Source organism: Streptomyces sp. NBC_00597, assembly GCF_041431095.1.
In the GTDB taxonomy this organism is placed as follows: domain Bacteria; phylum Actinomycetota; class Actinomycetes; order Streptomycetales; family Streptomycetaceae; genus Streptomyces.
In genome coordinates this window covers 307,942-327,709 of sequence record NZ_CP107757.1, presented here as the reverse complement: position 1 = coordinate 327,709, position 19,768 = coordinate 307,942, and the positions used below count along the sequence as shown (strand labels likewise).

Sequence of the window (19,768 nt, the reverse complement as noted above, 5' to 3'; positions counted from 1 at the left end):
TCAGCCCTGGCTCTTCGAGGGGTCCTTGAGGCCGACGGTGCCGTAGTCGATGGTGCCGGTCCACACGGGGTGGCCGTAGGCACCCGCGATGTTGGGGCCGACCAGCAGCGGCTTGCGCTCCAGCAGGACCGGGACGGACGGCGACTTCTTCATGAGCTCCGCGTCCAGGTCGATCCAGGCCTGGTTGGCCTGCTTGGCGTCGGCCATGGCGTTGATCTCGTCGATCCGCTTCATGGTCGCCTCGTCGCGGAACTGGCTGTAGTTGCCCTGGTTGCCCTTGTCCTTGATGGTCCGTCCGTCGAAGACGAAGGGGATCCAGGTGGAGCCGGAGGGGTAGTCGGGGCACCAGCCGGTGAGGGTCATGTCGGGGGTGGTGGAAAGGTCGCCGATGACGTCGTAGTACGCGCCGGGGTCGACGGTGTCGATGACGACCTCGATGCCCACGCGGGACAGGCCCTGCTGGACGGCCTCGGCCTTGCCCTTGTCGCCGGTGGAGACGGCGAGGGAGACCTTCAGGCTCTCCTTTCCGGCGGCCTTGAGGAGTTCCTTGGCCTTGGCCGGGTCGCCCGCCGGGGGGATCTTCAGGGTGTCGGCCTGCTTGCCGCCGGAGAGCGCCGGGGGCAAGTAGGCGGTGGCCACCTCGTTGAGGGCCGGGCCGCCACCCGCGGTGATCACGGCCTCCTTGTCGACGGCGTACTGGAGGGCCTCGCGGACCTTCGGGTCGTTGAAGGGGGCGCGGGAGTTGTTCAGGTGGAGCATCTCCGTACAGCCCTGGGACTCGGCGAGCAGGCGCGCCTTGACCTCCGGCTTCGGCAGTACCTTGGGGGCGCTCTCGGGGCGCATGTCGGCGTACTGGACGGCGGAGGCGTCGGCGCCCTCACCGGCGATGATGCGGTCGTCGATCTGGCCGCCCTTGAGGCCCATGACCACGACGAACTTGTCGGGGTAGGCCTTCCTTACGGTGTCGGTCTTCGGGTCCCAGTGCTCGTTGCGGACGAGGACGAGCTTCTTGTCGCGGTCGTACGACTCGATCTTGTACGGGCCGGAGGAGAACGGACGGGCGTCGTACTGGGTGCCCTTCTCCTGGGACTGCGGGACCGGGGCGAAGGTGGGGAGGGTGGCCGTGGCGGAGAACTCGGCGACCGGACGCTTGAGTTCGAAGACGATGGTGTGGTCGTCGGGGGTCTTGACGGAGTCGAGGTGCTGCCCCTGGAGCGGGCCCTTGTAGCCCTCGCCGCCGACCAGGTACTGGGCGGCGTAGTCGGGGCCGCCGGTGAGGTCGGGGGCGAAGGAGCGCTCGACGTTGTACTTGATGTCCTGCGCCTTGATCGGGGAGCCGTCCTCGTACTTCACGCCCTCCTTGAGGGTGAAGGTCCAGGTCTTGCCGCCGTTGGAGGGGGTGCCGAGGTCGGTGGCGAGGTCGGGGACGAGCTCGCTGCCGGCCTTGCCGGGCTCGGCCTTGAAGGTGACGAGCGTGCGGTAGAGGAGGCGGGTGCCGAAGTCCATCGTCGGCATCGTCCAGTTGCGGGCGGGGTCGAGGTGGGAGAAGTCCTGGTTGGACAGCACGGTCAGGGTCCCGCCCTTGACCGGGGTTCCGCCGAGGACCTTGCCGTCGTTGCCGGCGGCGGGGTTGCTCGCGCCGGCGCCGGATGAGCCCTTCTTGGGGTCGGAGCAGCCCGAGGCACCGAGTGCGAGTGACGCCACCAGGGCGGTGGCGAGGGCGAGTTGGGTGCGCTTGGTCATGGGTCACTCCAGTGAAGGGCCGCGCTCTATGATGTGACCGGTAACATAGTAATGTGAAATTGTACTGACAAGAGGCTGGCGTCGCCGTTATCCAGCCGTATCCAAATCCGGCCCCTCAAAAGTGAGTTGGCGCCGCCGGGCAGCCCGAGTGCGGCGACTGCCGAACGGCGCGCAGCGCCAGGCGGTCGAGGGCCGTCGACCCGTCACCACGTGGCGCTGCGCGTCACGACGAACGGCCGGAGCGGCACCCGCTCCCGCCGGGGATCAGCTCAGCGCGGCGCACCGGCCGACTGCTTTTCCTTGCGCTTGCTCAGCGCCGGATGGAAGTTGCTGTTCGTCACACAGCCGAGGTTCTGGTAGATCCTGTCGTTCGTCTTCGGGTCGATGCCGACGAGGTGGTACTGGCAGGCCCCCTCGATGAACCTGGCTTCGATGCCGCCGGGGAAGTCGATCTCCTTGTTCCACAGGTACTGCGACTGGAGGCCCGTCTGCCGTGCGGTGGCGTTGATGTCGATCCCGCCGGGAGCCTGGATCGCGTAGACCCAGCCGTCGTTCCCGCCGCCCGTGGCGAATTCCTGCGCCACCCACCGCTCGCAACTGGTGCTCACGTGCGCGGCGTTCTGCTGCCTGCTTCCCCCGACGATCCACTGCGCCAGCGGGGTGAGGTCCGTGCCCCGCGGGGCGAAGCCGTTGGCGAAGATCGTTTGGGGGGGCCGCGTATCTCCCCGCCACAGCGTGTTCCCGTCGTGCCGCCAGTACCAGCCCTCGCTCACCGCGGCGAGGTCCACCTCCGGCCGGAGACCGGGGTCCGTCGTGGTCTGCAGCCACTCCGACGCATGGTAGGCGCCGGTCGGGCCGCAGGGGCCGGTATCACGGATCTGCTGCGGGGTGCCCGGGTACGGATCCGCCGCGGCGCCGGCGGGCGAGCCGAACGCCAACGAGACGGTGACCAGGACAGTGGTGGAAGCGATCCGAAACGCAGTCTTCAACACAGTCGGCACAACCCATCGCTCGGTGCGCAGGACGCTGTGTTGATAGACGGATTCCGGGCGGAATCAACCTCCGTTCACGGCCGTCACCCGCAGGCACCAGGAGACCCACCCGCCCGGCGCACCCTCCCCCCTACCGGTCCGGACAGCCCTAGACGCCCGACCCCAGGCCTCCCGGGGTGCGGCCGACCGGCTCGTCCCGACCCTGGGCCCAGAGCGAGCGGACGTGACCCAGGTGACGGACCATGCAGGCTTCCGCCGCCTCCGCGTCGCCGGCGATCATCAGGTCCAGCAGCTCGATGTGCTCCTCGGCGGAGGAGACCAGCTTCCCGGCCTCGTCCAGGCCCGTCAGTCCGTACAGGCGCGAGCGCTTGCGCAGGTCGCCGACCGTTTCGACCAGCCGGTCGTTGCCGGCCAGGGCGAGCAGGGAGAGGTGGAAGCGGCGGTCCGCCTCCAGGTAGCCGATGAGGTTGTGCTCGCGGGCGCTGGTGACGATCTCCTCCGCGATGGGCCGCAGGGCCTCCAGCTGCTCCGTCGTGGCGATCTTCGTGATCCGGCCGATGGTCGGCACCTCGATCATCGTGCGCAGTTCGGTGTACTGGTCCAGGTCGCGCTCGCTGACCTCGGTGATCCGGAATCCCTTGTTGCGGACGGGTTCCACCAGGCCCTCGCGGGCCAGGTCGAGCATCGCCTCGCGGACGGGTGTGGCGGAGACCCCGAGTTCGGCGGCGAGGCCGGGTGCCGAGTAGACGCTGCCGGGGCGCAGTTCGCCCGCTATCAGGGCTGCTCGAAGGGCGTGGCCGACCTGGTCGCGGAGCCGTTCCTGGGCCTTGATGAGACTGTGCTGCTTCAGGTCACCCATTGCTCTTCCTCCGAACCGGCCGTGCACCACCAAGTGCAGAGGAACAGCGTACAATGTCACGTTGCGCTTATCCCCCGAGCGGTGGTGGCTCCCGCGGCGCGAAACATCGCCACCGCCACAGCGAGATCTTCCCAGGCCATGCCCACGCTCTTGAAGAGCTGTGGACAACCCGCCGGTCCGGCCGCCGGCATCCGGCCCGCCACCAGGTCGGCCAGGGTGCCGCTGATATGACCGGGCCCGATCGTCCCCTCCGCCTCCGGCACCAGCAGGTCCCCCGCCTCGCGCAGTGCCGCCGCCCGCGACTCCACGTACACCGCCGCCCGCCGCACCAGGGCGGTGTCGGTCTCCCGGGCGTTCGGCTCGTGGGAGCCGACGGCCACGACCGTCGCGTCCGGCGCCACCAGCCGCCCGTCGAAGAGGGGTTCGCGGGCCGTGGTGCAGCAGAGCACCAGGTCCGCGTCCGCCACGTCCGCCGGGGTTCCCGTACGCGCCGGGACCCCCAGGGCGCGGGCGTGCGCCGCCAGCTCCTCGCCGGCCACGGGGTTGCGGGCCACGACCACCGCCTGCGCCAACTCCCGTACCTCCCGTACCGCTTCGAGATGCCCGTACGCCTGCGGTCCGGTGCCAAAGAGCACCAGCCGCAGTGGTCGCCCCGCCGGGGCCAGGTGGCGCAGGGCGAGCGCCGAGACCGCCGGGGTGCGCAGGGCGGTCAGCGCCGCGCCGTCGAACAGGGCCAGCGGGCACAGCGTCGGGCCGTCCAGCAGCAGGTAGGAGCCGGTGATCCGGGGCAGGCCCAGGGCCACGTTGCCGGGTGCCACACCGGCTATCTTCACCCCGGCGTACGCCCCCGTCGCGGCCGGCATCAGCAGCAGCTCGCCGCCGGGCACCGGCAGGGCCGTGCGCTGCGGGCAGGTCTCCGGGTCCAGCCCGGCCCGCAGGGCGTCGGCCAGTGCGTCGGCGGCCCGGGCCGGGGTGAGCAGTGCGGCCGTCTCCTCGGGCCCGAACTGCGGGATCACAGGAGGAATCCGGCGCCGAGGGCATCCTGCGGATCGCGGACGAAAGTGTGCTCGCCGGTGCGGTACGCCGTGCCGGTGACCTCGGTGACGAGGCCGTCGCGGGAGGCCCCCGGCAGGGCGCGGCCCGTGAAGACCGTGCCCACCACCGACTCGTGGAGCAGGTCCTCGCCCGCCCCGAGCCGCCCGTCCTCGACGAGCAGCGCCAGCCGGGCCGAGGTTCCGGACCCGCAGGGCGAGCGGTCGATCTGCCCGTCGGCGAACACGGTGACGTTGCGCTGGTGCGGCCCGAACGGCGTGTCGGGCAGCTCCTCGTGGAGGACCACCCCGTAGACGCCGGAGAGCAGCGGGCCGCCGGGGTGCCAGGTCCCGGGGTGCGAGGCCAGTGCCGCCCGGATCTCCTGCCCGGCGCGGACGAGTTCGGGCAGCGCGGCCCGGGTGACCTCCAGGCCGAGATCGCGGGCGGCGACGGACGCGTAGCAGGCGCCGGCGTGCGCGAGGTCGACTTCCGCCATGCCGAGGGTGGTCGCCACCGGCACCTTGCGGGCGCCGACCCGGGCCGGGACGTTGCGGAAGGTGACGCCGGTGGTGCGGCCTGCGTTGCGGTGCACGGTCGCGGTGACCCGGCCCGACGGGACGTCGATCCGCACCTGGACGTCGCCGTCGTCGGGCGCGGCGACACGGCCGCTCGCCACGGCCCAGGCGCCGAGCGCCATCGTGCCGTGGCCGCAGGCGGTGGAGTAGCCGTCCTTGTGCCAGAACAGCACGCCGAAGTGGGCGCCGTCGTCGTCCGGGGGCACGACGAACCCGCCGTACATCCCGGCGTGCCCGCGCGGCTCCTGTACGAGGAGGCGCCGTACGTCGTCCAGCGGACTCCGGCGCGGCGCCGTCCCGGAGCCCCCGGGGCCGATGGCGGTGGCGCAGCGCTCGGCGACGGTGTCCCCGGGCACGGGCGGCAGGCCGGCGGCGACGACGTCGACGATCCGGAAGGGCTCCCCGGCCGTGTGGTAGTCCACGGTGCGAACGGCTGCGGCGGTCACAGGAGGAAACCTCCGGGGAAGGGGTCGGACGGGTCGAGGAAGTACTGGGCGGTGCCGGTGATCCACGCCCGCCCGGTGACGGTGGGGATGACGGCCGGGCGTCCGCCGACCGTCGTCCGCCCGATCAACCGCCCGGTGAACTCGGTGCCGATGAAGGACTCGTTGACGAAGTCCGCGCCGAGCTCCAGGAGGCCGCGGGCGTGCAGCTGGGCCATGCGCGCGCTGGTTCCCGTACCGCAGGGCGAGCGGTCGAACCAGCCCGGGTGGATGGCCATGGCGTGCCGGGAGCGGCGGGCGTCGGAGCCGGGGGCGGCGAGGTAGACGTGCTTGACCCCGGCGATGGACGGGTTCTCGGGGTGGACGGGCCGGTCGCCGGAGGCGTTGATCGCGTCCATGACGGCGAGTCCGGCGGCGACCAGGTCGTCCTTGCGGGCCCGGTCGAAGGGGAGTCCGAGGGAGTCGAGTTCGACGAAGGCGTAGAAGTTCCCGCCGTAGGCGAGGTCGTAGGTGACCGTGCCGTGGCCGGGGACCTCGGCCTTCAGGTCGAGCCCGACGCAGAAGGAGGGGACGTTGGTGAAGGTGACGGCGGTCGCCGCCCCGTCCTCGACCCGGACGTCGACGCTCACCAGCCCGGCCGGGGTGTCGAGCCGGACGGTGGTGACCGGCTCGACGACCTCCACCATGCCCGTTTCGACGAGGACGGTGGCGACCCCGATGGTCCCGTGCCCGCACATCGGGAGCAGGCCCGACACCTCGATGTACAGCACGCCGAAGTCGGCGTCGGGCCGGGTGGGGGGTTGGAGGACGGCGCCGCTCATCGCGGAGTGGCCGCGCGGCTCGTACATGAGCAGGGTGCGGACGTGGTCCATGTGCTCGATGAAGTGGAGCCGCTTCTCGGCCATGGTGGCGCCGGGGACCACCCCGACGCCCCCGGTGATCACCCGGGTCGGCATGCCCTCGGTGTGCGAGTCCACCGCGTGGTAGATGTGGCGCGTACGCATGGGGTCCCCCGGCTGGTTAGTTGAGGCCCTCGGCGAGCGCCTTCTCGGTGGCGGCGCGGACGGCCGCCTCGGTCTCCCCGGTGAGCGGGAAGCGGGGCGGGCGGGTGGCGCCGCCGGGGCGTCCCGCGAGGTCCATGGAGAGCTTGATGGCCTGGACGAACTCGGTCTTGGAGTCCCAGCGCAGCAGCGGGTGCAGCGACTTGTACAGCGGCAGCGCGGTGGCGACGTCGCCGGCGACGGCGGCCCGGTAGAGCTCGGCGCAGGAGCGCGGCAGGGCGTTGGGGTAGCCGGCGATCCAGCCGACCGCGCCGGCGAGGGCGAGTTCGAGGAGGACGTCGTCGGCACCGATGAGCAGGTCGAGGCCCGGGGCGAGTTCGGCGATCTCGTAGGCGCGGCGGACGTCCCCGCTGAACTCCTTGACGGCGACGATGCTGCCGTCGCCGTGCAGGCGGGCGAGCAGGGCGGGCGTCAGGTCCACTTTGGTGTCGATGGGGTTGTTGTACGCGACGACGGGCAGCCCGGCACGGGCGACCTCGGCGTAGTGGGCCCGTACGGTCTCCTCGTCGGCCCGGAACGCGTTGGGCGGCAGCAGGAGTACGGAGCCGGCCCCGGCCTCGGCGGCCTGGTCGGCCCAGCGGCGGGCTTCGGCGCTGCCGTAGGCGGCGACGCCGGGCATGACGCGCGAGCCGTCGCCGGCCGCCTCGACGGCGGTGCGCACGACGCGGGCCCGCTCCGCCTCGGTGAGGGTCTGGTACTCGCCGAGGGAGCCGTTGGGGACCACGCCGTCACAGCCGTTGGCGATGAGCCAGGCGACGTGCTCGGCGTAGGCGTCGTGGTCGACGCTGAGGTCCTCGCGCAGGGGCAGGGCGGTGGCGACCATGATGCCGTGCCAGGGGCGGGTGCGGGGCGGGGTGGGCGCGGGGGTGTGCGCGTGCGTCATGAGAGAGCTCCCTAGAGTGGTGTGTGACATTTTACTAGTGGGTGTGAGGGGCCACAAGGGGCCGGGCCGGGCGGATCAGCCGTCCGCCGGGGGCAGTTCGGCGAGGTGGCGCAGCGGAACCGGGCAGGACAGCGGCCTCCGGTCGGGCGCGCCGCCCGGGGACGCCGCCGCGGATTCCCCGGCCAGGGCGGCGACGGCGGGGCCGCACATGCGGCCCTGGCACCAACCCATGCCGCAGCGGGTGAGGAGTTTGACCGTACGGGCGTCCCGCGCGCCGAGGTCGGCAACGGCCTCCCGGATCCGGCCGGCCGGAACCTCCTCGCAGCGGCACACGTCGGTGTCGTCGCGGAGCCAGCCGGTCCAGCCGTCGCCCGGACGGTGGGCCGCACCCATCGCCTCGGCGAAGGCGCGCAGCCGGGCGCGGCGGCGGACCAGGGCGGCCGGGGCGGGGCCACCGGCCCGACCCGCGGCCGCGTGGGCGGCGATCGCGTGGGCGGCGATCTCCCCTTCCAGCAGGGCGAGCTGGGCACCGCCGATGCCGCCGGTCTCACCCGCGGACCAGATCCCGGGGACGGACGTCCGCTGTTCGGCGTCCAGCACCAGGGCGGCGGTGCCGTCGGCACTGCTGCGGGTGGCGCAGCCCAGGCCGGTCGCCAGCTCCAGCTGGGGCACGAGGCCGTGTCCCACGGCGACGGCGTCGCAGGGGATCCGGCGGGCGGTGCCGGGCACGGGCCGCCAGTCCCGGTCAAGGCGGGCGACGGTGACGGCCTCGACCCGGCCGGTGCCGTGGGCCTCGGTCACGGCGTGCCGGGTGAGCAGCCGGACGTGCCGGTGCAGCAGGGCGCTGCCGTACGTGGCGGCCTCGGCGAGCTTGCCGGGATTGCGCAGCAGGGCGGGGACGTGGCCGGCGTAACCGGAGTACCCGGCGGCTTCGACGACGGCCGGCACCCGGGCCCCGGCGGCCGCGAGCGACCCGGCGACGGCGAGCAGCAGCGGACCGCTCCCCGCCACGACGACCCGCTCGCCCGGCAGTACGAGCCCGCCCTTGAGCATGGCCTGGGCCCCGCCGGCCCCGACCACTCCGGGCAGGGTCCAGCCGGGGAAGGGCAGTTGCCGCTCGTACGAGCCGGTGGCGAGCAGGACGGCCCGGGCGTGCAGGGTCGCCGCCTCCTCCTCGGGGCCGGCGACGGCGTGCAGCGTCCAGACACCGCCGCCGCCCGGGACCACGGTCCAGACGTGGTGGCCCGGAAGGTACGTGATCCGGCCCGCCTCCACGTGGGCCCGCAGGCCGGCCTCGCGCGAGGCGAAGGCGGCCCACCCGTGGTGCAGGGCCTCGGGACGGTCCGCCCCGAGCCCCGGCGCGGGATGGCGGTAGTACTGGCCTCCGGGACGCTCCCCCGCATCCAGGAGGACGACCCGCAGCCCGAGCCCGGCGGCCGTGACGGCGGCGGCGAGCCCGGCGGGGCCCGCGCCGACGACCGCGAGGTCGGGCGCAGCAGCGTCAGACGCCGAGCTCGGCATGGCCGGTTCCCTCCTGGGTGGTGACCCGGTCCCCGGGGCGGGCGGGGACGAGGCAGGCCCGCTGGTTCGGGCGGCCGTTGACGGTGACGAGGCAGTCGTAGCAGCTGCCGATCCCGCAGAACGCCCCGCGCGGGGCGCCGCCTTCGCGGGTGGTCCGCCAGGCGAGGATCCCGGCGCCCCACAGCACGGCGGCGATGCTCTGCCCCGCCTGGGCGGTGAGTTCGCGCCCGTCGAAACGCAGCACGTACGTGGCGGTGGGGGCTCCGCCGACGAGGGTACGCGGGGTCCGACTCATCGACCGTTCTCCTTCGACGTGGTACGTGTGCGGCTGCGCCGCATCGGGCTCCGCCCGCAACCCGGCGCGTGTGGAGCGCGGGTCCGGGCAGAGCCCGGTGAACGGGAGGAGGACGGGTGGGGGAACCGTTCCCCGCGGCGGCGGGCGTCCGGGCGCGGGGCGGTCATCGGGCCGGCTCCGGGGGGAAGCGGTCCGGGCGGAACGGCTCCGGCGGCAGCGGGGGTTCGGCCCCCGTCAGCGCGGCAGCGATCAGCAGGCCCGTGGCCGGGGCCAGGCCGATGCCCGCCCCCTCGTGGCCGCAGGCGTGCAGCAGCCCCGGGGCCCGGGGGTCCGGGCCGATCGCCGGAAGGTGGTCGGGGAGGTACGGCCGGAAACCGTGGTAGGTCCGCAGCACGCGCACGTCCCGCAGGACGGGGAACAGCGCCGCCGCCTGCGCGGCGAGCCTGCGCAGGGCCTCCACCGACAGGGAGCGGTCGAAGCCGACGCGCTCCCGGGTCGCCCCGATCAGGACCGGCCCCGACGGGGTGCCCTCGACCACCGCCGAAGACTGGAGGGCTGCCGAGCCGCTGGCGACGTCGGCGATGTAGTCGGCGGCGTAGACCTTGTGCCGGACCACCCGCGGCAGCGGTTCCGTCACCAGGACGAACCCTCGGCGCGGGAGCACCGGGAGGGACACCCCGGCCAGTTCTGCGATGCGGCCGCCCCAGGTGCCGGCCGCGTTCACCACCGCGGGTGCGAGTAGTTCGCGCCGCGCGGTCCGCACCCCGCGCACCGCGCCGGACCCGTCGGGTGCGCGGAGGACCGCGGTCACCTCCTCGCCGAGGTGCACCTGCGCGCCCGACGCGGCCAGCAGTCTGGCCGCCGCCTGGGCCGGCTGGACCTGGGAGTCCTGCGGGTAGAGGAATCCGCCCGCGGGTCCCGGGGCCAAGTGGGGCTCCAGGGTGCGGAGGTCGTCGGCTCCCGCCTCGACGGCTTCGACCCCGGCGGCGCGCTGGCCCTCGGCGAAGGCCCGCAGCGCCTTGAGCGAAGCCCCGTCCGGGGCGACGACGAGGCCGCCCTTGGCCTCGTACTCGATCTCCCGCGGGAGGACGGCGGCGAGTTCGCGCCACAGGCCGGCCGACAGCAGGGCCAGGTCGAGCTCCGGGCCCGCCTCCTTGTCGGAGACGAGCAGGTTGCCCTCCCCGGCTCCCGTCGTCCCGCCCGCGACGGGACCGCGGTCGACGACGGCCACGGAGAGTCCGGAGCGGGCCGCGTAGTACGCGATCGCGGCTCCGACGACGCCGGCGCCGATGATCACGACGTCCAGGGGATGTCTCTTGGGCACGGCAGTAATATGTCACATTCTTTAGTCGGTGCCTAGGCTCGTCCGGCCCGGCCTGCGGTCCGGTCCGCGGACCGGACCGCGGGCCGGCCCCTCCCCCCGTTCGGAAGGGACCGGCCCGGTCTGCGGATCAGCTGCGCAGCGGTCCCTCACAGCTGTAACTCGACGTCCCCGCCACGTGGTTGGTCCAGATCTCCACGGGACCGAAAGAACAGTTCATGTCGGCCAGGTTGTTGGAGGCAGCGCCCGCCCGGTCGAGGATGAAGTAGTCCACGGTCTCCGACATGTCCTTGAAGTTCTGGTCGTCACTGCGCCAGTTCTTCAGGTTCGCGGTGATCCGGCCGGTACAGGTGAACCGGCGCTTGCCCGGGTCCCCGTTCTCCACGCAGTCCGGGGTGTTGTACGTGGCCGCCGCGAAGGTCGACTTCACGTTCGCCAGCGCGGAGTCGCGCAGCTTGTCGTTGGCCGTGAAGGTGGTGTTCGGCACGTAGAGCTGGTCGACCTTGGCGATCTGCGCGTCCAGGAAGCGGTCGTAGTCGCGCTGGAGGTAGGTGTCCGCACCCATCCGGTGGCGCCAGGAGTCGTACGCCGCGACGTCGTTGTTGCGCAGGTGGGTGTACATCTCGCGCAGCAGCGTGGGCTTCTCGGTCCACAGGAACTCGAAGAAGGTGCCCGCGTAGTTGTAGAAGCGGAAGCCGTCGCCTTCGTACGTGGCGTTCAGCAGCTGCTCGACCGACATGCGCGGGCCGCCGCCGGCGGTGTCGCTGATGATGCCCTTGACCAGGGACTTGCGGACGGCGATGCCGTTGTCGCGGGTGGCGCCGTCGAAGAACTCGGCGGTGCCCTCGTCCATGGCGGTCGTGCGGTCGCCCTCGTACCAGGGGCCCTCGCCGAAGAACCCGGGGACGGCGAACCGGCCGTTGAGGTAGTGCGTGTACTCGTGGCGGAAGAGCTCTTCGAGGGTGAGGGAGGAGTCCTGCGGGACGCGCCGCTGGTACGTGTAGAAAGTGGCGCCGTTCTCGATGTACATGCCGCCGTTCTCGGTGCCGTAGCCGTACAGCATCGTCTGGTAGGTCACGTAGTCGGCGCGGGAGGCGTACAGGGTGATGTTCAGCGTGGTGTTGGGGTCGCCGGCCAGCGGCTGGTCGGTCCCGATGACCCGGTGGAACTGCGTCTTGACCTGCTTGCTCGCGTAGTAGAGCTGGTCGACGGTGGCCCGGTCGAGGGCCGTGCGGACCTTGATGGCGCCGTTGTCGTAGCTGTAGGTGTTCGGGAAGAGCATCTTCTCGATGTCCTCCTTGCACACCCCGTACGGCTTGCACGCCTCGTAGGTGTTCAGCCAGGAGACGATCTTGGCCCACTGCTCGCTGCCGCTGCCCCACCCGGTCTTGACCGGCTCCAGGAGACCGCCGAGGTCGGCGGTGACCTGGTCGCGCAGGCCGTCGATCTGGCCGAAGCGGCCGTACTCTCCGAGCGCGTCGCGGGCCGCCCAGGCGTTCGCGGTGCCCTTCAGGTGGGTGTATCCGGCAAAGGCCTTGAAGGCGGCGCGGTAGGCGGGATCGGCCTTGGCCGCGGCGTGGAAGGCGGAGTCCTGGTTGCCCGGGTACACGCCGAGGTAGTTGACGGTGAGGGCGGCGAGGACCGCGCCGCCCCAGGCCGCATCGCCGCTGGTCGCGGGGTGTGAGGCGTCCAGGGTGGGCAGGACCTTCTTGATGAGGCCGAGCTGGCGCTGGCGCATGCCGGGCCCGGTGGAGTAGAGCGCCTCGCGCAGGGTCCGGGCGTTGGACGCGGTGGCGTCGAAGGTGTGCGCGGCGTCGCCGAAGTCGGCGACGGCCCGGCTCATGGCGTCGACGGTCGCGGCGTCGGTGAGGTCGATCTCGGAGCGCGAGAAGTCGTGGTACACGGCCGCGTGCAGGAAGGTGAACATCTCCTCCAGGTGCGAGGAGCCCCGGCCGTCGTGGGCTGCGGCCAGGCCGGATATCCGGCGGGAGACGGCCTGGACGTGCGCGTCGGACATGACGGGCGCCAGCCGGGCGTCCCAGGTCCAGATCAGCCCGCGCAGGCAGCCGTCGGCGGTGACGGCCGGGTCGGCCAGGAAGTCGGCGAACTGCTCGGGGCTGAGGCCCGTGATCCCGTCGAGGGTGCAGGGGACGCCCGCGGCGACGCTCCGCGCGGTGGGGGCGGCCTGGGCGGCGGCGAGTTCGCGGCTCTTCTCGGCGCGCTCCGTGCGCCCGGTGAGGGCGGCGGCGGGGGCGGCCCCGGGGATGCGGCCGTCCGCGGCCAGACCGCCGGGAGCCTGGGCCGGCGCCGGCTTGGCCTCCTTGGGCGCGGCGAGGTGGTCGACCTGGTCGAACGGGTTCGCGCCGGGCGCGCCGGAGGCGAAGGTGCCGGGCACGGCGGCGGTGGCGGGTGCGGCCGCGGGTGCCCGGTCGGCGGTCTGGGACACGGCCTGGCCCGCGGAGGCGAGCAGCGTCACCGCGACGGCGGCGGAGAGGAGAGACGTACGCACAGCTCTGTGCTGAGACACCAAAGACTCCTGGATGGGAAGGGAGGTGGGGGAAGTGGTGCGTGAACTGCCCTGCGTCACACGGCGTTTGACGGGGATTAACGTGCCGCGATGTGAGCTGTAACATAGTAATGTGAAATTGCACTGACAAGACCTGTGCGCCCACCAGTTCGCATCTTCTTGAGGGAGCCCTCATGACCGACACCCCCTCCCCCGCGGCAACGAGCCCCGTCTCCCGCCTCAACATCGGCAGCCACGACCTGCCGGTATCGCCGGAGTTGTCACGGTTCATGGCGGCCGACTGGGCGCCGTCCCCCCTCCCCGATGCCGCGCGGGTCTCCGCGTACGAGCTCACCCCGGCCCGGCGCGCCCGGCTCTCGGCGCGCTTCCCGGGCGAGCGGCTGATCATCCCGGCAGGCGAGCTCAAGGTGCGCTCCAACGACTGCGACCACCGCTTCCGCCCGCACAGCGCATACGCCTGGCTGACCGGATTGACGGGCGAGGACCAGGTGGGCCACGTCCTCGTACTGGAGCCCTCGGGCCCGCAGGGCCACGAGGCCGTACTCCACCTGCGCCCCCGCTCGCCGCGCGCGGACGGCAACGAGGAGTTCTACCGGGACCGCCGGTACGGGGAGTTCTGGGTCGGCCGCCGCCCCGACCTGGCCGAGGCCGAGCGCCTCACCGGCCTGCGCTGCGCCCACCTGGACGCCCTCGGCTCACCGAGCGGCCGCAATGCCGCGACCGACACGGAACTGGCCGCCGTCCTCTCCGAGTTGCGCCTGGTGAAGGACGCCTGGGAGGTCGGCCAGCTCCAACTCGCCGTCGACCACACGGCCGCCGGCTTCGAAGACGTGGTACGGGCACTGCCGCGCGCACTGGCGCACCCCCGGGGCGAGCGGTGGATCGAGGGGGTGTTCGGCCTGCGTGCCCGGGCGGAGGGCAACGGCACCGGGTACGAGACGATCGCGGCGTCGGGCGCGCACGCGTGCGTCCTGCACTGGATCCGCAACGACGGCCCGCTCGACCGCAACAATCTGCTGCTCCTGGACGCGGGCGTGGAGACCGACAGCCTCTACACGGCGGACATCACGCGCACCCTCCCGCTGTCGGGGCGCTTCTCCCCCGTCCAACGGCAGGTCTACGAACTGGTGCTGGCGGCGCAGGACGCGGGCATGGCCGCGCTGCGGCCGGGCGCGAGCTTCCGGGACTTCCACCGGGCCGGGATGCGGGTGATCGCGGAGGGCCTGGCCGAGTGGGGCGTCCTGAAGGACGCGCGGGGCGACCTGCACCGCCGGTACACGCTGTGCAGCAGCGGGCACATGCTGGGCCTGGACGTCCACGACTGCGCGAAGGCGCGCGCGGAAACCTACCTGGACGGGGTCCTGGAGGAGGGACAGGTCCTGACGGTCGAGCCGGGCCTCTACCTCCAGCCGGACGACGAGACCCTGCCGCCGGAGCTGCGGGGCATCGGCGTCCGCATCGAGGACGACCTGGTCGTCACGGCAACGGGCGCCCGACTGATGTCGGGCGCCCTGCCCCGCACGGTCGCGGGGATCGAGGAGTGGATGGGGACCCTGCTGGAGGGCCGCTGACGCCGGGGGGCCGGCGGGCGGCCACGGCGCGGGGCCGGTGACCGGTCAGGCCGCGGGGCTAGTGGCCACCGCCCCCGCCGCCTCCACCATTGCCGCCGCCTCCACCGTCGCCGCCCCCGCCGCCTCCACCATTGCCGCCGCCTCCACCGTCGCCGCCCCCGCCGCCACCGTTGCCGCCGCCTCCACCGTCGCCGCCGCCTCCACTGCGGCCTCCGCCGTCGCCGCCCCCACCGCCGCCGCCGTATCCGCCGCCGCCACCGTTGTCGTGGCCGCTGCCACCGCCGTTGTCGTGGCCACCGGATCCGTTGTCGTTCCGGCCGTTGTCGTGGCCGCTGTTCCAGTTGTCACTGTTGCGGTTGTCGTGGCTGAAGCGTCCGTCGTCCCGGTTGTTGTTCCAGTTGTTGTTCCAGTTGGCGTTGTCGTGGCGGCCGTTCCGGGCGTCGACATCCCGGCACCAGCTGGGACGGTCGTTCCAGTTGTGCCAGCGGGAGGAGTCGCAGCAGTCACGCCAGTTGTCCCCGCGCCAGTTCTCGGAGCACCATCCCGAGTCGTTGTGCTGCTGGGTCTGGGGCAGACCCGCGGCGAACGCCCCGCTGACGGGCATCAGGCCGAGCGCGACGCCCGCGGCCCCTGCCAGAACCGTCGCTTTGATCCCACGGCGCATGACCACGCACCTCCGAGCATTGGTGAGTTTTCTTACAAAAAGGTCATTTCCAACCCTCACCCCTCTCTGGCTCGCTGTCAAAGCCACCTGGTCAAGGGGCTGGCGAGGGGAGTACGGCAATACCGTCCAGTTCGACCAGGGCGGGCTCGTCCCAGAGTCGGACGACCCCGATCACCGCCATGGCCGGATAGTCGCGACCGGCCAGCCGGCGCCAGATGCTGCCGAGTTCGGACGCATGGAGGCGGTACGCGCCCACGTCGACCGTGTAGACCGTCACCCGGGCCAGGTCCGCCGGGGCGCCGCCCGACGCGGCAAGGGCCGCCAGGAGGTTGGACAGCGCACGTTCGAATTGCTCGGGCAGGGCGTCCCCCACCACCTTGCCCGAGGAGTCCAGCGCGGTCTGGCCCGCCAGGAACACCAGCCGGGAACCGCTCGCGGCCACCGCGTGCGAGAAGCCCGTCGGCGGCGAGAGCTCGGCCGGGTTGATCCGCTCGATGTCGCTGCGCTCACGGCTCACCGGTAGAGCTCCTTCGCGATGATCGTGCGCTGCACCTCGCTGGCACCCTCGTAGATCCGCGGCGCCCGGACCTCCCGGTACAGGTGCTCCAGCAGGTGGCCGCGCTGGAGGGCGACGGCTCCGTGCAGCTGGACCGCGTGGTCCACCACGTACTGGGCCGTCTCCGTCGCGAGCAGTTTCGCCATGGCGGAGCGGCGCGGGACGTCCGGGGAGCCGGCGTCGTAGGCGCCCGCCGCCGCGTAGACCAGCAGCCGGGCCGCCTCGGTACGGGTGGCCATGTCGGCCACCCGGTGGCCCACCGCCTGGAGGTCGGCCAGTACTCCTCCGAACGCGCGCCGCGCCGCCGTGTGCGCCAGGGTCGCGTCCAGTGCGGCCCGGGCCATGCCGACGGCGAAGGCGCCCACGCTCGGCCGGAACCGGTTCAGGGTGTCCATCGCGACCCGGAACCCCCGGCCGGGCTCTCCGAGCAGGTCCTGCGGGCCGACCGGGACCCCGTCGAAGACCAGTCGGCCGATGGGGTGCGGGGAGAGCATGTCCAAGGATTCGCCCGACAGGCCCGGACGGTCGGCCGGGACCAGGAAGGCGGTGACCCCCTTGGCGGCCGGCCCCTCGCCCGTGCGGGCGAACACCGTGTAGAAGTCCGCCTCGGGCGCGTTGGAGATCCAGCACTTCTCGCCGCCGAGCCGCCAGCCGTCCCCGTCCGGGACGGCCTCCAGCGCCAGCGCCGCCGCGTCCGAGCCCGCCCCCGGCTCGCTCAGCGCGAAGGCCGCCACCGCCCGCCCGGCCCGTACCGGGGGCAGCCAGTGCGCCCGCTGCTCCGGCGTGCCCGAGCGGAGCACCGGATGCGCCCCCAGACCCTGGAGGGCGAGGGCCGTCTCCGCTTCCGTGCACCCGTACGCGAGGGATTCGCGCAGCATGCACAGCTCCAGCGCTCCCGAGGTGAAGACCCGCTCCAGCAGACCCAACTCCCCCAGTGCCGCGAGCAGCGGGCGGTTGACCCGGCCCGGCTCCCCCTTCTCCGCGAGCGGCCGCAGCCGGTCCGCCGCCAGCGCGCGCAGTTGCCCGCACCACTCCTCTTGTTCCGCCCCGAGCGCGAATCCGGTCATCCGAACATCCCCGCTTCTATCGCGTCCTGTTGACTGCCGTCACCATCACGATACGCTCGTAGCGCACGTGCACGGCCTGCTCCGCCACTTCGGTCCCCGGCCAGGGGGCCGCTGCCGTTGCAAGGGGGCGAACCCGCCTTGGAGCTCAAGCCTTCCGCCCACGCCGACACCTTCGCGCGCGACCATCTGCCGCCGCCGCACGCCTGGCCGCGGCTCCTGTTCGAGCTCCCCGAACTGGCCTACCCCGACCGGCTCAACTGCGGCGCCGAGCTGCTCGACGCCACCATCGACCGGTTCGGGCCCGACCGCCCCGCCTTCCGCAGCGGCTCAGGCGAGGTGTGGTCGTACGGCGGGCTGCGCGAGCGCGTGGACCGCCTCGCCCACGTACTCGCGGCCGACCTCGGTGTGGTCCCCGGCAACCGGGTGCTGCTGCGCGGACCCACCGGTCCCTGGCTCGCCGCGTGCTGGCTGGCGGTGATGAAGGCGGGCGCGGTGGCCGTGACCGTCCTCGCCCAGCAGCGGGCGCAGGAGCTGGCCACGGTCTGCGCGATGGCCCGGGTGCAGCACGCGCTGTGCCACGTGGGCGTGCTGGACGACCTGGTCAAGGCCGAGGTGCCCGGCCTGCGGATCACCCCGTACGGCGGCGAGGCGCCGGACGACCTGCTGCGGCTGGCCGACCGGCACGAGGCACCGTTCCGCGCCGTCGAGACCTCCGCCGACGACGTGGCGCTGATCGCCTTCACCTCGGGCACCACCGGCCGCCCCAAGGGCTGCATGCACTTCCACCGCGATCTGCTGTCCGTCGCCGACACCTTCTCCCGCAACGTCCTGCGCCCCCGCCCCGACGACGTCTTCGCGGGCAGTCCGCCGCTCGGCTTCACCTTCGGCCTCGGCGGCCTGGTCGTCTTCCCGCTGCGCGCCGGCGCCTGCGCCCTGCTGATCGACCAGGCGGTCCCGCGCCGCCTGCTGCCCGCGCTCGCCGAACACCGGGTCACGGTGCTGTTCACCGCGCCCACCGCGTACCGGGCGATGCTGGACGCCCTGGGCCCGTACGACGTGGGCGCCCACGACCTCTCGGCACTGCGCCGCTGCGTCTCGGCGGGCGAGAACCTCCCGGCGGCCACCTGGCAGGCCTGGTACGAGCGCACCGGGCTGCAGATCATCAACGGCATCGGCGCCACCGAACTGCTGCACATCTTCATCTCCGCGGCCGACGAGGACATCCGCCCGGGCACGACCGGCCGCGTGGTGCCGGGCTGGCAGGCGCGGGTGGTGGACGGCTCGGGGCGCCCGGTCGCGGACAACGAGCCGGGGCTGCTGGCCGTGCGCGGCCCGGTCGGCTGCCGTTACCTGGCGGATCCGCGGCAGGAGGAGTACGTGCGGGACGGCTGGAACCTGACCGGGGACACCTACGTCCGCGATCCGGAAGGCTACTTCCGGTACGTCGCCCGCGCCGACGACATGATCGTCTCGGCGGGCTACAACATTGCGGGCCCGGAAGTGGAGGAAGCCCTGATGCGCCACCCGGACGTGGTGGAGGCCGCGGTGGTGGGCCGCCCGGACGAGCGACGCGGGCAGATCGTGGTCGCGTACACCGTCCTGCGGGCCGGCGCCGCGCTGACCGAGGAGGCCCTGCGGGCGTTCATGCGGGCGGAACTGGCTCCGCACAAGTGCCCCCGCGCCTTCGTCTTCCTCCCCGCGCTCCCGCGGACCGCGACCGGGAAACTGCAGCGGTTCCGGCTGCGCGACGCAAGGGGCGACGCACAGGGCGTCCTGCCGGTCGGCCCGCCTCCGGACGCCGCGAGCCCGGGCTGAGTGACCAGAGGCCCCCTACAGTGAACCCGTGGTCGAGCAGCACACTCCGCGATCCCTGATCGTCACGTTCTACGGCGCCTACGGGCGGGCCTTCGCCGGCCCGGTCCCGGTGTCGGCGCTGGTCCGCCTGCTGGGCGCGGCCTGCGTGGACGCCCCGTCGGTCCGCTCGTCGGTGTCCCGGCTGAAGCGGCGCGGCTTCCTGCTGCCCGCGCGCGCCGCGGACGGCTCCGCGGGGTACGAGCTCTCCGCGGAGGCACGGCAGCTGCTGGACGACGGCGACCGGCGGATCTACGGGGACCGCGACGCACATCCGGCGGGCGAATGGCTGCTGGCGGTGTTCTCCGTGCCGGAGCAGGAGCGGCACAAGCGGCACCTGCTGCGCTCGCGGCTCGCCCGCCTGGGCTTCGGCGCGGTGGCGCCGGGGGTGTGGATCGCCCCGGCCCACCTGTACGACGAGACCGGGCACACCCTGGACCGGCTGCACCTGACGCCGTACGTGGAACTGTTCCGCGGCGGCCACCTCGGCTTCGCCCCGACCGCCGAAGCGGTGGCCCGGTGGTGGGACCTGACCTCGCTGGCCAAACAGCACGAGGAGTTCCTCGACCGGCACGAGCCGGTGCTGCGGGCCCTGCAGTCGGGCCCGGCCCCCGCCCCGGAGGAGGCCTACCGCGGCTACCTGCTCGCCCTGGACACCTGGCGGCGCCTGCCGTACGCCGACCCGGGCCTGCCGCGGGAGCTGCTGCCCGCGGACTGGCCGGGAGACCGGGCGGCGGCCGTCTTCGCCGAACTGCACTCCCGGCTACGGGACATCGGCGCGGGGTTCGCGGAACCGTAGCCGACGGG

At 73.1% G+C, this 19,768-nt stretch carries 17 protein-coding genes; 3 read left to right on the top strand and 14 right to left on the bottom strand.

Features of this window, described 5'->3' with window-relative positions; genetic code table 11:
* From OG974_RS01360 to OG974_RS01310, 11 genes are all read right to left on the bottom strand, one after another.
* On the bottom strand, positions 1-1,743 hold the full coding sequence (locus OG974_RS01360) for an ABC transporter substrate-binding protein (RefSeq protein WP_327279125.1): 1,743 nt from the start codon (positions 1,741-1,743) through the stop codon (positions 1-3).
* Between the two features lie 269 nt (positions 1,744-2,012).
* On the bottom strand, positions 2,013-2,735 hold the full coding sequence (locus OG974_RS01355) for a hypothetical protein (protein WP_371645106.1): 723 nt from the start codon (positions 2,733-2,735) through the stop codon (positions 2,013-2,015).
* 148 nt (positions 2,736-2,883) lie between these two features.
* Positions 2,884-3,594, bottom strand: a complete 711-nt coding sequence (locus OG974_RS01350; protein WP_327279123.1) for a GntR family transcriptional regulator — start codon at positions 3,592-3,594, stop codon at positions 2,884-2,886.
* Positions 3,595-3,650: 56 nt separating this feature from the next.
* Positions 3,651-4,610 (bottom strand): ornithine cyclodeaminase family protein, encoded by a 960-nt coding sequence (locus tag OG974_RS01345; RefSeq protein WP_327279122.1) that lies wholly within the window; start codon positions 4,608-4,610, stop codon positions 3,651-3,653.
* The gene (locus OG974_RS01340; RefSeq protein WP_327279121.1) at positions 4,607-5,647 is read right to left on the bottom strand and encodes a proline racemase family protein; all 1,041 of its coding nucleotides are present in this window, start codon (positions 5,645-5,647) and stop codon (positions 4,607-4,609) included. The genes OG974_RS01345 and OG974_RS01340 overlap by 4 nt, the downstream gene beginning before the upstream one ends.
* Complete coding sequence (locus OG974_RS01335; protein ID WP_327279120.1) at positions 5,644-6,648, bottom strand: proline racemase family protein; 1,005 nt, start codon at positions 6,646-6,648, stop codon at positions 5,644-5,646. The genes OG974_RS01340 and OG974_RS01335 overlap by 4 nt, the downstream gene beginning before the upstream one ends.
* Positions 6,649-6,664: 16 nt before the next feature.
* Positions 6,665-7,588, bottom strand: a complete 924-nt coding sequence (locus OG974_RS01330) for a dihydrodipicolinate synthase family protein (protein WP_327279119.1) — start codon at positions 7,586-7,588, stop codon at positions 6,665-6,667.
* 75 nt (positions 7,589-7,663) lie between these two features.
* On the bottom strand, positions 7,664-9,109 hold the full coding sequence (locus OG974_RS01325) for an NAD(P)/FAD-dependent oxidoreductase (RefSeq protein ID WP_371645103.1): 1,446 nt from the start codon (positions 9,107-9,109) through the stop codon (positions 7,664-7,666).
* Positions 9,090-9,404 (bottom strand): (2Fe-2S)-binding protein, encoded by a 315-nt coding sequence (locus OG974_RS01320; protein WP_327279117.1) that lies wholly within the window; start codon positions 9,402-9,404, stop codon positions 9,090-9,092. Before OG974_RS01320 ends, OG974_RS01325 begins: the two co-directional genes overlap by 20 nt.
* Before the next feature lie 163 nt (positions 9,405-9,567).
* Positions 9,568-10,728: an FAD-binding oxidoreductase gene (locus OG974_RS01315; protein WP_327279116.1), complete on the bottom strand. Its 1,161-nt coding sequence runs from the start codon at positions 10,726-10,728 to the stop codon at positions 9,568-9,570.
* Between the two features lie 127 nt (positions 10,729-10,855).
* Positions 10,856-13,252 (bottom strand): collagenase, encoded by a 2,397-nt coding sequence (locus tag OG974_RS01310; RefSeq protein ID WP_329314856.1) that lies wholly within the window; start codon positions 13,250-13,252, stop codon positions 10,856-10,858.
* Between the two features lie 173 nt (positions 13,253-13,425).
* Between OG974_RS01310 and OG974_RS01305 the strand changes: the two genes are divergently transcribed.
* The gene (locus tag OG974_RS01305) at positions 13,426-14,823 is read left to right on the top strand and encodes a Xaa-Pro aminopeptidase (protein ID WP_327279114.1); all 1,398 of its coding nucleotides are present in this window, start codon (positions 13,426-13,428) and stop codon (positions 14,821-14,823) included.
* 58 nt (positions 14,824-14,881) lie between these two features.
* Here the strand turns inward: OG974_RS01305 and OG974_RS01300 are convergent, their stop codons facing one another.
* The 3 genes from OG974_RS01300 to OG974_RS01290 all read right to left on the bottom strand — a co-directional run bounded on the left by OG974_RS01300 (position 14,882) and on the right by OG974_RS01290 (position 17,110).
* Positions 14,882-15,487 (bottom strand): hypothetical protein, encoded by a 606-nt coding sequence (locus OG974_RS01300; protein WP_327279113.1) that lies wholly within the window; start codon positions 15,485-15,487, stop codon positions 14,882-14,884.
* Between the two features lie 91 nt (positions 15,488-15,578).
* Positions 15,579-16,004 (bottom strand): RidA family protein, encoded by a 426-nt coding sequence (locus tag OG974_RS01295; protein WP_327279112.1) that lies wholly within the window; start codon positions 16,002-16,004, stop codon positions 15,579-15,581.
* A complete protein-coding gene (locus OG974_RS01290; protein WP_327279111.1) occupies positions 16,001-17,110 on the bottom strand; it encodes an acyl-CoA dehydrogenase family protein in 1,110 nt (369 codons plus the stop codon). Before OG974_RS01290 ends, OG974_RS01295 begins: the two co-directional genes overlap by 4 nt.
* A gap of 138 nt (positions 17,111-17,248) precedes the next feature.
* On the opposite strand from OG974_RS01290, the gene OG974_RS01285 reads away from it, so the two are divergent.
* Entirely contained in the window at positions 17,249-18,925 is a 1,677-nt protein-coding gene (locus tag OG974_RS01285; protein ID WP_371645101.1) for an AMP-binding protein, read from the top strand.
* Positions 18,926-18,953: 28 nt separating this feature from the next.
* Positions 18,954-19,760, top strand: a complete 807-nt coding sequence (locus OG974_RS01280) for a PaaX family transcriptional regulator C-terminal domain-containing protein (RefSeq protein ID WP_371645099.1) — start codon at positions 18,954-18,956, stop codon at positions 19,758-19,760.
* Positions 19,761-19,768 lie beyond the last annotated feature (8 nt).